Source organism: Viridibacillus soli (assembly GCF_016612995.1).
Classification (GTDB): domain Bacteria; phylum Bacillota; class Bacilli; order Bacillales_A; family Planococcaceae; genus Viridibacillus; species Viridibacillus soli.
In genome coordinates, this window is record NZ_JAEOAH010000001.1 from 150755 (window position 1) to 163402 (window position 12648).

Here is a 12648-nt window from a genome sequence, read left to right on the forward strand (position 1 = left end):
TTCCTTTTGTTTTAGGTTTGTGATGGTAACGGGTAACCAAAATGCTCATAAGCAAGGGCGGTTGCTAAGCGTCCTCTAGGCGTTCGCTGTACGAAACCAATCTGCATTAAATAGGGCTCATAGACATCCTCAATCGTCATAGATTCTTCCCCAATACTTGCAGCAATTGTATCTAAACCAACCGGGCCTCCACGGAAACGTTCAATCATCGTCGAAATTAACTTGTGATCGATATGATCTAGACCTAACGGATCAACTTGTAGTAACTCGAGTGCAGCTTGTGCCATTTCTAGCGTAATGTCACCGTCACCAATGACTTGCGCATAATCTCGAACTCGCTTCAATAAACGGTTTGCAATACGAGGCGTCCCACGAGAACGGCGGGCAATTTCCCCTGCTGCTATTTTATCAATTTTCACCTCAAAAAGTTCAGCACTTCTACAAACAATTTCAGTTAATGAAAGTTCGTCATAATAATCGAGGCGTAGCAACACGCCAAAACGATCTCGTAGTGGTGCTGATAGTGCGCCTGCTCTAGTAGTTGCTCCTACTAATGTAAAAGGAGGTAGGTCAAGTCGGACAGAGCGTGCTGCAGGTCCTTTCCCAACGACGATATCTAAACAAAAATCTTCCATTGCAGGATAAAGTACTTCCTCAATGGCGCGTGGTAGGCGATGAATTTCATCAATAAAAAGAACGTCTCCTGGCTCAAGCGAACTAACAATTGCCGCCAAATCCCCAGGACGCTCAATAGCTGGTCCGCTGGTCATGCGAATCTTGACATTCATCTCATTGGCGATAACAGCCGCTAAAGTCGTTTTACCAAGCCCTGGAGGTCCATAAAGAAGCACGTGGTCTAAACTTTCTTCACGCATTTTCGCTGCTTCGATAAATATTTTCAAGTTATCTTTTACTTTTTGCTGCCCAATGTATTGAGCTAAATTTTGAGGACGTAGTGACAACTCAAACTGCTCATCAAAATTAGATATTTCGCCGGATATAACGCGCTCGTCCATGAACTATTCCTCCTTTCATTTATTTTTGTTTCAACAATAGTTGTAATGCTCGTTTCATATATGCTTCAGTTGATGTCAATTTGTTATCCTCATCTAACTGTGGACGAATTTTCGTTAGCTCACGTTCAGAATAGCCAAGAGCTGTTAACGCTAATAATGCCTCTTCCAGCTCATGTTTATTCGCATTCACACCAAATAGTGGCAACTCATCTTCTGTACTCGGTAACTCGACATTTTCAAGTAACGCATCTAGTTTCCCTTTTAGGTCGAGAATCATTTGTCGAGCTGTTTTCTTCCCAACACCCGGGAATTTCACGAGGAATACTTCATCTTCCTGTTCAATTGCTTGAATAACTTGAGATGGATTGCCACTCGCCAAAATTGCCATCGCTCCTTTTGGGCCAATACCTGATACTTGAATGAGCTTACGGAATAATTCGCGCTGCTCTAATGATTGAAAAGCAAATAAAAGCTGCGCATCTTCTCTTATATGGTGATGTGTAAAAACCTGCAGAGATTCTTTTTGTACACGGAATGCAAAGGGATTTGGCGTATACAGCTGCCAACCAATTCCTTGCTGTTCCATGACGATATATTCAGGAGTAACTCTTGTTACTTGTCCAATTATGTAGTCATACATGGCAATTCTCCTTATATTCAGCGCTATGATTATAGCATAATATTCTTCTTGTTAGAATGTCAGACCTTTGTCCAAATGACAGTAGAAAAAGATAGATCGCCTTGGCGATCTATCTGAACATTTATCTGGCGTACCTTTCTCAAAAAAGACAAACACCTATTCTATTTCAGACTTCCACTATCATACCATAATTTCGGCCAAGATGAGAGTGCCACATGCGTAAATGCCACAAGTTCTTCGATGAAAGCCTTTTTACGCTGAGTTGCAATGACATCCACATAGAGCCATTCTCTTAACAACTCATTTGGATAACGAACCGCCAGTAGTCGCTCCTTCGGTAATCCACGTAAAAGTGGCTGTTCCTCTAAAAGTTTAGGCAAATTATAATCTACATGCGGGAGTACTCGATGCATCCACATAATGATTTCATCTTCAGCATGACCAACAGCCGCTAAGTCAAAATCAATTAAATACAACTTGCCCTGCTCTGTCATTAAAAAATTATGATGCACAACATCCCCGTGCAAAATCGTCGGTTTGCTGTTTTTTACAAACTTCATGCTTTTAAGTGCTTGCTCTGCATAAATAATAAGTTGATCCACAGCTGGTGCGCCTAAAAACTTCGCAATCTGCTCTCTTTTTGCCTGGAATTTCAGTAAACGATCATGCCATTTTAACTGTAAATTATATTGTGGAAAAAATACCCCTAGCTCAGACCAGTTAATATCATTATTTGTTGCGTGTAACTGATATAACAATTCTAACGTTTTTGTCCGTTCTTCAACGCGACTAAATTTTGCAGAATGCACATTTGATACCCATGGCTGCACGATAGTAGCAGGGTCATCACTTGCAATAACCGGTAAAATATTTGGAAATTTGACCTTCTTTAATTGCTGATGAATTATACGAATCTTATCTGCCGTCGTTTTATTCGCATAGCGTTTAATCGAATAATTATGCCCATTTATAGTCCATTGCCAAACATTTGGCTTTATCCTTCTGAAAGTACCACTCTGATTCACATTATTAAAAATCTGCAGAGGTTCTCGGTTGTGGCTGGCAACCGCACGAAGGTGTCGGCCAATTTGGCATTGGGAATGACGGCATATCATGTTGCGGTTGGTGCCATTGCTGCTGGGGCCATTGTGGCATACTATGTTGTGGAAATTGGTGCATTGGAACAAATTGTGGCATGAAGTCAGGCTGTTGCATCCATTGCTGCCCTTGAACTTGCTCTTGTTGCATCCATTGCTGCCCTTGTTCGAACGGTTGCATATGTTGATGGTGACCATGGTGATGGTGATGATGACCTAACATTGATGATTCATCAAATCCACAGTCCCTTGTTGACTCAGGCATTTGCCATCCTGATGGAGGAACTGGTGGCATCCCCATCGGTGGCTGTTGCGGTTGTTGCTGCCAATTATCCTGTGCTTGTGGCATCTGCATTGGCGTTGGCATTGGCATCTGCATTGGCATTGGCATTGGCATTGGCATCTGCATTGGCATTGGCATTGGCATCTGCATTGGCATTGGCATTGGCATCTGCATTGGCATCTGCATTGGCATCTGCATACCATCCCATGGTTGCATTCCTGTTGGAGGACACGGTTGCATTACTGGTGGCGGACACGGCTGCATTACCGGTGGTGGACACGGCTGCATTATTGGCGGCGGACATGGCTGCATTACCGGTGGTGGACACACTGGCGTTGGACACACTGGTGGTGGGCACACTGGTGGTGGGCATGGTTGAACCTGCACCTTTTCTCTAACCGGCTGAATTATTACTTCTTCTTCGTGCATTTCAACAATCTCTATACGTTGTTTGACGGGACGATAATGTTCATGTGGATGCAGATGTGGGATTGGAACTGGTTCTATAATAGGTACTTCTTTTACCGGATGGTAATGGTGTATTGGTGCCTCTTTTACCGGGTGATGATGGTGTATTGGTGCTTCTTTCACCGGGTGATGATGGTGCATTGGTGCTTCTTTCACCGGGTGATGATGGTGCATTGGTGCTTCTTTCACCGGGTGATGATGGTGCATTGGCGCTTCTTTCACCGGGTGATGATGGTGCATTGGTGCTTCTTTCACCGGGTGATGATGGTGCATTGGTGCTTCTTTCACCGGGTGATGATGGTGCATTGGTGCTTCTTTCACCGGGTGATGATGGTGCATTGGTGCTTCTTTCACCGGGTGATGATGGTGCATTGGTGCTTCTTTCACCGGGTGATGATGGTGCATTGGTGCTTCTTTCACCGGGTGATGATGGTGCATTGGTGCTTCTTTCACCGGGTGATGATGGTGCATTGGTGCTTCTTTCACCGGGTGATGATGGTGCATTGGTGCTTCTTTCACCGGGTGATGATGGTGCATTGGTGCTTCTTTCACCGGGTGATGATGGTGCATTGGTGCTTCTTTCACCGGGTGATGATGGTGCATTGGTGCTTCTTTCACCGGGTGATGATGGTGCATTGGTGCTTCTTTCACCGGGTGATGATGGTGCATTGGTGCTTCTTTCACCGGGTGATGATGGTGCATTGGTGCTTCTTTCACCGGGTGATGATGGTGCATTGGTGCTTCTTTCACCGGGTGATGATGGTGCATTGGTGCTTCTTTCACCGGGTGATGATGGTGCATTGGTGCTTCTTTCACCGGGTGATGATGGTGCATTGGTGCTTCTTTCACCGGGTGATGATGGTGATGATGTATCGGTACTTCTTTCACCGGATGATGATGATGGTGTATTGGTGCTTCTTTCACCGGGTGATGAGGTATTGGTGCTTCTTTCACCGGGTGAGGATGTATTGGTGCTTCTTTCACCGGGTGAGGATGTATTGGTGCTTCTTTCACCGGGTGAGGATGTATTGGTGCTTCTTTCACCGGGTGAGGATGTATTGGTGCTTCTTTCACCGGGTGAGGATGTATTGGTGCTTCTTTCACCGGGTGAGGATGTATTGGTGCTTCTTTTACCGGGTGATGATGGTGTATTGGTGCTTCTTTCACCGGGTGATGATGATGATGATGCATTGGTGCTTCTTTCACCGGGTGATGGTGTATCGGTGCTTCTTTCACCGGGTGATGGTGTATCGGTGCTTCTTTCACCGGGTGATGATGTATTGGTGCTTCTTTCACCGGGTGATGATGTATTGGTGCTTCTTTCACCGGGTGATGATGTATTGGTGCTTCTTTTATCGGGTCCGTATGTGGGTGAACTGGCGCTTCCTTCCTCGGTACAGCAGGCAAGAAAATTTCCATACCTGGTACGATATAATCAGGATTCGCCAAATGAGCATTTAAACGTTTCAAATCTTCAAAAGAAATGCCATACTGTCTTGCGATTTTCCATAAAGTATCGCCTTTTTGGACCGTATGAGTGCGCATTTTTTTCCTCCTTCCGTCTTTACATCATATGAAAAGCTTTCACAATTGGTCACCAGGTTTTGTATTTCAGTGAGGGCTTTTCATGTTACACTATGAGATGAGAAGGGCTATTTATGCTTGTATTCGAGGTGATTTAGATGAAAAAATTATTAGGAGAAGAACGTAGAAAGATACTTTTGGACATGCTCAAGCAAGAAGGTCAGCCAATCACAGGTACTGAACTTGCCAATCGTGCCAATGTGTCAAGACAAGTAATTGTCAGCGATATGGCTTTATTAAAGGCGCGTAACGTACCGATTATGGCCACAAGTCAAGGTTATGTATTATTTACTGCTAACATAGAGTCAGCGCACTGTGAACGCCAAATCGCATGCCGTCATATATCTATTGATACGGAAGAAGAGCTAAACATACTCGTCGATGCCGGTGTCACGGTAAAAAACGTCACGGTTGAGCATGCAGTATACGGAGAAATAACTGCTTCGATTATGGTTTCTAGCCGCCATGACGTTCAACAATTTATGCAAAAGATTGCCGATACAAAATCCAATCTTTTACTGGAGCTGACAGAAGGTATTCATATCCACCTTATTTCTGCTTCCTCTGAAGAAAAATTAGACTTTGCCGTGCAGCAATTACAACATAAAGGCTTTTTAATTGCTCCGAATTAAATATATGTATGCAAAAATCCTCCTAGCACTTAAGCTAAGAGGATTTTTTGTGCATATTATTTTCCCTGTTCAGGCAATTGTTTATATGTAAAATAAGTACCGAGTGATTTGACTGAGCAACCTAATGCAGATAGCTCATCCATCGCACCTTTCATCATCGGTGCATTTTCGTCTTCCAGTACGTCAACGATAAAGAAATAATCGCCTAAGCCTGTTTTTAAAGGTCTTGACTCGATTTTACTTAAGTTAATTTGGCGCCATGCAAATACAGATAATACTTGATGAAGTGCCCCTGAACGGTCATTTGGCAATGTAATCATTACAGTTGTTTTTACTTGCTCTTCGCGATGCTCTCGTTCAATACGCTGATTTCTACGAGATAATACGAAAAAGCGTGTATGGTTAAAATGGAAATCATGAATATTAGGTTCAACGATTTTTAAGCCATATGTTTCTGCTGCAGAAGAATTACCAATTGCGGCAATACATTGCTCCGGATTCTCTGCTATAAATTGCGCTGCAGCGGCTGTAGAAGTCGTTTGATTCAACGGGATTCCTCTAAATCTGTTAAACAAATATTTATGACATTGAGCAAGAGCATGAGGGTGCGAATAGATTCCCTCAATGTCCTCCCAATTGTCAGCATGATTTGGATTTACCATTAAATGTTGTTCAATCGGTGATAATACCTCACCAACAACATATAAATCCGCTTCATGAAATAAATAGTCGATCGTTAACGGCACAGATCCCTCTAGAGCATTTTCTAAAGGGACAACCGCTAAATCCACTTGATTGGATGCGACCGCTTCAATGCATTCTGGAATGGTTTTGTAAGGAACAAGCCATTCGTTTGGAAATAATCCTTGCGTCGCTAAATAAGTAAACGTGCCAACTGGGCCTAAATAAGCCACTCTATTTTCCCACTCTTTTGATGCCACTTCAAAAAAGCCCCCTTATAATGCTCCTGAACTAATTACCTCTGCTGACTCTACAAAATCTAATTTCTTAAGCTGTTGCATCAAATCATCTAACTCAACATCCATCGCCGTCACATCTAACGATAATGTCACGTTCGCTCTTCCTTGAATAGGAATCGTTTGGTGGATTGTTAGTATATTACAATGCGTTTCAGTTACAGTCAATAATAGTCGGGCTAATGTTCCTTTACGGTCTTCAAGCTGTAAAAAAACAGTTAAAATACGCTCTTGAACGATAGAGTGAAAGGGGAAAACAGCATCTCGGTATTTATAAAATGCACTACGAGATAAATCTACTTGCTTGACAGCATCCCAAATTGAAGAAACGGCACCCGTCTGTAATAAATACTTCGCTTCGAGTGTTTTTTGCATGGCATCTGTCAGAACATCTTCGCGTACTAAATAATAGCGTTGATCTGCTACATTTTTCATCTTTTCCCCCCTAGATACTTACTCTATAAATTCAAATTCGAATTCAAGTAAGCGAACAGTATCGCCATTTTCAGCGCCACGTTCTCTTAATGCATCGTCAACACCCATACCGCGCAATTGACGGGCAAAGCGTCGAATTGAATCTTCACGACTGAAGTCAGTCATTTTGAATAATCTTTCGATACCGTCTCCACTTAATACGTAAGAACCATCATCAGTACGTGAAACTTCGAATTCTGGACCTTGTGACTCATGTTTGTATAGAACAGTTGCATCTGTCTCTTCTTCTTCTACATCATTCAATGCAAATTCAGGTGTTACGTCTAATAAGTCAGCTACTGCAAATAGTAATTCTTTCAAACCTTGACGTGAGACAGCAGAAATTGGGAAGATTTGCGCATCTTCTCCTACCTTTTCACGGAATTCTTGTAAGTTTTCTTCCGAATCAGGCATGTCCATTTTATTGGCAACAATAATTTGTGGACGCTCTGTTAAACGTAGATTATATTGTTCTAATTCTTTGTTAATCGTTAAGAAATCTTCATAAGGATCGCGGCCTTCCATACCAGACATATCAATAACATGTACGATTACGCGTGTACGTTCGATATGGCGTAAGAATTGATGTCCTAGTCCAACACCTTGGTGCGCTCCTTCGATCAATCCCGGTAAATCAGCCATTGCGAAACTACGGCCATCTTCCGTCTCAACCATACCTAAATTCGGCACGATTGTTGTGAAATGATAAGCGCCGATTTTCGGTTTTGCTGCAGTTACAACTGATAGTAATGTTGACTTACCTACACTTGGGAAACCAACTAATCCTACATCAGCTAATACCTTTAACTCTAATATAACATTTAGTTCTTGTCCTGGCTCGCCTTTTTCAGAAAGTTCTGGCGCTGGATTTGACGGTGTCGCAAAACGACAGTTTCCTCGCCCTCCGCGTCCACCACGAGCAATAACAGCTGTTTGACCGTGTTCTACTAAATCAGCAATAACTCGACCGTCTTCCTCAGAAGTTACAATTGTACCAGGTGGCACTTTTACATAATAATCTTCAGCATTTTTACCGTGCTGATTTTTACTCATGCCGTGATTACCACGAGTTGCTTCGAAATTACGTTTATAACGGAAATCCATTAATGTACGTAGGCCTTCTTCAACGATGAAGACTAAATCCCCACCGTTACCGCCATCGCCACCTGCTGGGCCACCATTTGGTATGAATTTTTCGCGACGGAAAGCTACCATACCATCTCCGCCATTACCACCTTTAACATAAACCTTGACGTGGTCAACAAACATTTATATACCCTCCTTGCTTGCATTTAAGCAATAACACCAATTTTCATTTGTATAATGCTCTTCTTTGATCATTATAAATGGATGTGCTAATTTTTCTTTGAACGGCTCCATATCCCATGAGCCTTGTAAATGAAATGAAATTACTAATTGTTCTTGCGTTGAGTTGATGTGAAGTGATAGATTTTGCTCTATATACGGATTTAATGAAGAATATACATAGGAGACAGTCCGCTCTAAATACTCTTGAATCGGTCCATCTAATGCTATATCCACCTCAGAATCAACGTTACTTTGAATCGTTACTTGATAAGACGGGAACCGCCATTTCAATGTATGTAACCATTCAATCGTTTTTGGTAATCCTAATTGATTAATATTGAAAAAGATACGACATTGCTCAGCCACTTCAGAAACAACCTCTTTAGCATTCCCAACTCGTTCCATATCAAGATTAATTTTAATTAGTTGAAGCTGATTTAAAAAATCATGGTGTGCAAAGCGTAGCACTTCATTTACGGTGAGAGGCTTTTCAGTCATCGTACACGCTCCTCCAATAAGATGTTCAGTCTTCAGTATACCAATTTTTCATCGGTTTTTCTCGCATTAGAAAAACAAGGCTTCCGCTAACTTAAGCGAAAGCCGATTTAGAACAGGAACTGGTTACTAAAAACATACTTTTTACCAGTGAATGAAAAAGGACTGCAATAAATGCAGTCCTTAGCTTTTGAAATTAAGCTTCTTGAGCGACAGGGTATACACTTACTTTTTTCTTGTCGCGACCGTAGCGTTCGAATTTAACTACGCCGTCAACTTTTGCAAAAAGTGTATCGTCTCCACCGCGGCCAACGTTTTCACCTGGATAAATTTTAGTACCGCGTTGACGGTAAAGAATTGATCCACCAGAAACGAATTGACCATCAGCACGTTTAGCTCCAAGGCGTTTTGACTCAGAGTCACGACCGTTACGAGTAGAACCTACCCCTTTTTTCGAAGCGAAAAACTGAAGATCTAAAGTTAATAACATCATCTGTTCCACCTCCTACATTTGGGAATATGATATCTGAATAAATTGCCCATAACTTTGCACAATAGTATACAACTGCGCAACCATTGTTTGGACAATTAATTGTAGTCGACTGTCTAATTCTTCATCTAGATTGGTTGGCAATGTGACGTGGAGATATCCACCTTCACCCTTTTGCTGAATTGTTGGTTCAACCTTTAGTATTTCGTACATAGCATTAACAGCACCAAAGGCAACTGCAGATGCACCTGCACACACTAGATCTTTACCTGATTCATCAAAATCTGCATGACCTTTCATTTCAAATGAAGCTACATGTCTATTTTCATTGTGATTAATCGTTACTTGGATCATTTTAATCACCTCACTATTAAGCGTTGATAGTTTCAACTACTAATTTAGTGTAAGGTTGACGGTGACCTTGTTTACGACGGTAGTTCTTTTTAGCTTTAAGTTTGAAAACAACGATTTTCTTTTGACGACCGTGTTTTTCAACTTTAGCTGTTACAGTAGCGCCTTCCACGAATGGAGCACCAACTTTAACTGCTTCGCCACCAACGAATAATACTTTGTCAAAAGTAACCACTTCACCATCTTCTGCGTTTAATTTCTCAACGTAGATTTCTTGGCCAGCTTCAACTTTAATTTGTTTACCACCAGTTTCGATAATTGCGTACATATCTGCACCTCCTCTTATAACTCAGACTCGCCCTCATTCAGGTGATCTCGAAAGATACTTAAAACCTTTTCAGCGCGGTTGTAGTAGCACGGGTGCTACAAACAATAACATTAAAATACTACCACATTGAAACTATTACGTCAATATGTTCAATGCATACTTTTCAAATGCTTTCGTATATTTTCGGTATCGCCATTCCATAACATTCTGAAACAATATAAAAATGAATAAAAAAAGCACAATCACTGATCTTGGTAATAAAAAAATACAGCACAACACAACTGCTAAGCAAGTAATTATTGAATACTGTAAAAACAACTCATGTATTTCATATAACGGCTGCTTGCCGCTTATTAAAATTTCGATAATTCGCCCACCATCTAAAGGCCAAATCGGCATTAGATTAATAGATAAAATAAAGAACTGTATGTACATTAACGGAGTTTGAATCGGCCCAGGCATGAGCAGCGTCAATAACAACAGAAATACCGTTGCAATAGGTCCCGCAGCCGCAACAACTAGCTTATGCTTTTTACGGACTCGCTGTGTTTTTGAGAGCCTTATTTCCCCTCCATAAGGCATAATCGTGCAGTCTTCAATAATGAGCTTATATTTGACCGCCACTATTAAATGACCGCACTCATGCCAAATTAGTGAGCCGAAAATCATGGCATAATAAGCAACATCACCAGACATCAATAATAAAATCATTACTGGTATCATCGTTGGATGTATACGAAATTTCAACAACCTTACTTTTCCACTCACTTGATCCACTCTTTAATCGCTGTTGAATCAAGTATAGTCCCCTTTTTCTCAACCTGTAAATAAAGACGCCCCGTCGTTAAATTTGAAATCGTCTCCCCCTCCTTAATTGAGGTATAAGGCAAGATCGTCAACTCATCTAAAAATCCATATGTTACATTTTCGCCATTTTCATAAATAATTGTCATCGTCTTACCAAGTGATTGTGTATGTCCAGTAAAAATGACGAGTCCATCTTGTCTTGCTCGAATGCTAATATTCTCTTTATAAGATAACAAAGAACCATTCGAAAATGGTTGCATAGTGGAGAATGTAGCAAGTTTCCCCTCATATAAAGGAGCTGTTACAGTAATTGAATCAGGTGTTGTACCATCTGGATTGAGTAAACCCTTTGTCCAATTCCGTAGCATAACAAAGTCTTCTCCAGAACTTGTAATTTCTTTAATATTCGTCTGCATCATCCCATTTTTTTCAAACAAGGAAATAGCAACTACACTAAATGTAATGAGGAATGCCATTATCCACTTCATTTTATTCTTCAAACGTTTCACCTCATATTATTCTTTATTGCAATATATGAGAAAAGTAGACCCTTCATTCATTATGTAGTGTATTTATACTTTGTTATGAATCGGTTGTGGTGGTTCTATAAGAGTGACGTAATCAAAGGCATTTGGAGTTCTTTAAAAAATACGTTTGTTCAGAGGATGTTTACGTGCATCCAGCGTGAAGTTATGATTGCACGGGATACTTTCACCAATCTGAATTGATTACCGTACTCATTAATTCCAATAAAAAAACCTACTCTAGAATTAGAGTAGGTTGAGTCATAGAAGTTAAGCTTCTAGTCAGTGAAGATTGAGCTTGAGTCATAACAGTTACGCCCCCAGTTATCGAAGTTCGAGTTCGAAGTTCGATAACTGAACGAGCACCTTCAGCTTTTACTTAGAAAATAATGATTTAAACTTTGCGAATACGCCCTTGCTTTCGCTTTCTAATGTCATAAGGGGTACTGATTCACCTAAAATCCGGCGGACGATGTTGCGGTATGCTAATGCTGCTTGTGTGGATGGCTCCATCACAATTGGCTCACCTTTATTTGATGAGCTGATAACATTTTCATCATCCGGAATGATGCCTAGTAAATCGATTGATAAGTGTGTTGTAATTTCATTCACATCTAACGTATCGCCACGATTCATTAAATGTGGACGAATTCGGTTAATAATTAATTTCGGTGGTTCAATTTCTTCTTGTTCTAAAAGACCGATAATACGATCTGCATCACGTACCGCAGAAATTTCAGGGGTTGTTACAACGATTGCTTTATCTGCACCAGCAACAGCATTTTTATAACCTTGCTCAATTCCAGCTGGGCAATCAATTAATACGAAATCATAATCTCTTTTTAATTCTCCAATTAATTGCTTCATCTGTTGTGGTGTTACAGCTGTTTTATCTGTCGTTTGAGCTGCGGGTAATAAAAATAGTAACTCATCAAAGCGCTTATCTTTAACAAGCGCTTGGTGAATTTTACAACGACCTTCAATAGTATCTACTAAATCATAAATAATGCGGTTCTCTAATCCAAGGATAACATCCAGGTTACGTAAACCGATGTCTGTATCAACTAAACATACTTTTTTTCCTTGGAGGGCCAATGCAGTTCCTAGATTTGCAGTAGTCGTTGTTTTACCAACGCCTCCCTTACCAGAAGTTATTACAATTGCTTCTCCCACA

16 protein-coding genes and 1 other annotated feature are annotated in these 12648 nt (G+C 41.0%); of the genes, 2 read left to right on the top strand and 14 right to left on the bottom strand.

What is annotated here, in order from left to right:
* Window positions 1-11: 11 nt before the first annotated feature.
* The 4 genes from ruvB to JFL43_RS00755 all read right to left on the bottom strand — a co-directional run bounded on the left by ruvB (window position 12) and on the right by JFL43_RS00755 (window position 3678).
* The gene (gene ruvB / locus JFL43_RS00740; RefSeq protein ID WP_200747526.1) at window positions 12-1016 is read right to left on the bottom strand and encodes a Holliday junction branch migration DNA helicase RuvB; all 1005 of its coding nucleotides are present in this window, start codon (window positions 1014-1016) and stop codon (window positions 12-14) included.
* 19 nt (window positions 1017-1035) lie between these two features.
* Entirely contained in the window at window positions 1036-1656 is a 621-nt protein-coding gene (ruvA, locus tag JFL43_RS00745; protein WP_200747527.1) for a Holliday junction branch migration protein RuvA, read from the bottom strand.
* Window positions 1657-1817: 161 nt separating this feature from the next.
* On the bottom strand, window positions 1818-2681 hold the full coding sequence (locus JFL43_RS00750; protein ID WP_200747528.1) for a phosphotransferase: 864 nt from the start codon (window positions 2679-2681) through the stop codon (window positions 1818-1820).
* 4 nt (window positions 2682-2685) lie between these two features.
* Window positions 2686-3678 (bottom strand): hypothetical protein, encoded by a 993-nt coding sequence (locus JFL43_RS00755; protein WP_200747694.1) that lies wholly within the window; start codon window positions 3676-3678, stop codon window positions 2686-2688.
* On the opposite strand from JFL43_RS00755, the gene JFL43_RS23280 reads away from it, so the two are divergent.
* A complete protein-coding gene (locus tag JFL43_RS23280; RefSeq protein ID WP_407701923.1) occupies window positions 3615-5081 on the top strand; it encodes a hypothetical protein in 1467 nt (488 codons plus the stop codon). The two genes, JFL43_RS00755 and JFL43_RS23280, sit on opposite strands and share 64 nt — an antisense overlap.
* A 105-nt stretch (window positions 5082-5186) precedes the next feature.
* On the top strand, window positions 5187-5720 hold the full coding sequence (locus tag JFL43_RS00765) for a transcription repressor NadR (protein ID WP_200747529.1): 534 nt from the start codon (window positions 5187-5189) through the stop codon (window positions 5718-5720).
* A gap of 56 nt (window positions 5721-5776) precedes the next feature.
* Here the strand turns inward: JFL43_RS00765 and pheA are convergent, their stop codons facing one another.
* The 10 genes from pheA to minD form a co-directional block, all read right to left on the bottom strand.
* On the bottom strand, window positions 5777-6661 hold the full coding sequence (gene pheA / locus JFL43_RS00770; RefSeq protein ID WP_200747530.1) for a prephenate dehydratase: 885 nt from the start codon (window positions 6659-6661) through the stop codon (window positions 5777-5779).
* 15 nt (window positions 6662-6676) lie between these two features.
* Window positions 6677-7132: an ACT domain-containing protein gene (locus JFL43_RS00775; RefSeq protein WP_100794388.1), complete on the bottom strand. Its 456-nt coding sequence runs from the start codon at window positions 7130-7132 to the stop codon at window positions 6677-6679.
* Window positions 7133-7150: 18 nt separating this feature from the next.
* Window positions 7151-8440 (bottom strand): GTPase ObgE, encoded by a 1290-nt coding sequence (obgE, locus tag JFL43_RS00780; protein ID WP_100794389.1) that lies wholly within the window; start codon window positions 8438-8440, stop codon window positions 7151-7153.
* A complete protein-coding gene (locus JFL43_RS00785; RefSeq protein ID WP_200747531.1) occupies window positions 8441-8977 on the bottom strand; it encodes a Spo0B domain-containing protein in 537 nt (178 codons plus the stop codon).
* A 193-nt stretch (window positions 8978-9170) separates the two neighbouring features.
* The gene (gene rpmA, locus JFL43_RS00790) at window positions 9171-9464 is read right to left on the bottom strand and encodes a 50S ribosomal protein L27 (protein WP_100797998.1); all 294 of its coding nucleotides are present in this window, start codon (window positions 9462-9464) and stop codon (window positions 9171-9173) included.
* Between the two features lie 15 nt (window positions 9465-9479).
* The gene (locus JFL43_RS00795) at window positions 9480-9818 is read right to left on the bottom strand and encodes a ribosomal-processing cysteine protease Prp (protein WP_100794391.1); all 339 of its coding nucleotides are present in this window, start codon (window positions 9816-9818) and stop codon (window positions 9480-9482) included.
* A gap of 16 nt (window positions 9819-9834) precedes the next feature.
* Window positions 9835-10143: a 50S ribosomal protein L21 gene (gene rplU / locus JFL43_RS00800; protein WP_100794392.1), complete on the bottom strand. Its 309-nt coding sequence runs from the start codon at window positions 10141-10143 to the stop codon at window positions 9835-9837.
* A 13-nt stretch (window positions 10144-10156) separates the two neighbouring features.
* Window positions 10157-10233: a sequence feature (ribosomal protein L21 leader region), on the bottom strand.
* 45 nt (window positions 10234-10278) lie between these two features.
* Entirely contained in the window at window positions 10279-10911 is a 633-nt protein-coding gene (locus JFL43_RS00805; protein ID WP_200747532.1) for a site-2 protease family protein, read from the bottom strand.
* Window positions 10908-11450 carry a peptidoglycan DD-metalloendopeptidase family protein gene (locus JFL43_RS00810; protein WP_200747533.1) on the bottom strand — a complete coding sequence of 181 codons (543 nt, stop codon included), beginning with the start codon at window positions 11448-11450 and terminating at the stop codon, window positions 10908-10910. The genes JFL43_RS00805 and JFL43_RS00810 overlap by 4 nt, the downstream gene beginning before the upstream one ends.
* A 399-nt stretch (window positions 11451-11849) precedes the next feature.
* Window positions 11850-12647 carry a septum site-determining protein MinD gene (minD, locus tag JFL43_RS00815; RefSeq protein ID WP_100794395.1) on the bottom strand — a complete coding sequence of 266 codons (798 nt, stop codon included), beginning with the start codon at window positions 12645-12647 and terminating at the stop codon, window positions 11850-11852.
* Window position 12648 lies beyond the last annotated feature (1 nt).

Excerpts from the sequence above, each read along its gene's own strand:
- JFL43_RS00765 (WP_200747529.1), top strand. The coding sequence starts at position 5,187 with ATGAAAAAATTATTAGGAGAAGAACGTAGAAAGATACTTTTGGACATG.
- rplU (WP_100794392.1), bottom strand. The coding sequence starts at position 10,143 with ATGTACGCAATTATCGAAACTGGTGGTAAACAAATTAAAGTTGAAGCT.
- obgE (WP_100794389.1), bottom strand. The coding sequence starts at position 8,440 with ATGTTTGTTGACCACGTCAAGGTTTATGTTAAAGGTGGTAATGGCGGA.
- rpmA (WP_100797998.1), bottom strand. The coding sequence starts at position 9,464 with ATGTTATTAACTTTAGATCTTCAGTTTTTCGCTTCGAAAAAAGGGGTA.
- ruvA (WP_200747527.1), bottom strand. The coding sequence starts at position 1,656 with ATGTATGACTACATAATTGGACAAGTAACAAGAGTTACTCCTGAATAT.
- JFL43_RS00795 (WP_100794391.1), bottom strand. The coding sequence starts at position 9,818 with ATGATCCAAGTAACGATTAATCACAATGAAAATAGACATGTAGCTTCA.
- JFL43_RS00755 (WP_200747694.1), bottom strand. The coding sequence starts at position 3,678 with ATGCACCATCATCACCCGGTGAAAGAAGCACCAATGCACCATCATCAC.
- JFL43_RS00775 (WP_100794388.1), bottom strand. The coding sequence starts at position 7,132 with ATGAAAAATGTAGCAGATCAACGCTATTATTTAGTACGCGAAGATGTT.
- ruvB (WP_200747526.1), bottom strand. The coding sequence starts at position 1,016 with ATGGACGAGCGCGTTATATCCGGCGAAATATCTAATTTTGATGAGCAG.
- JFL43_RS00785 (WP_200747531.1), bottom strand. The coding sequence starts at position 8,977 with ATGACTGAAAAGCCTCTCACCGTAAATGAAGTGCTACGCTTTGCACAC.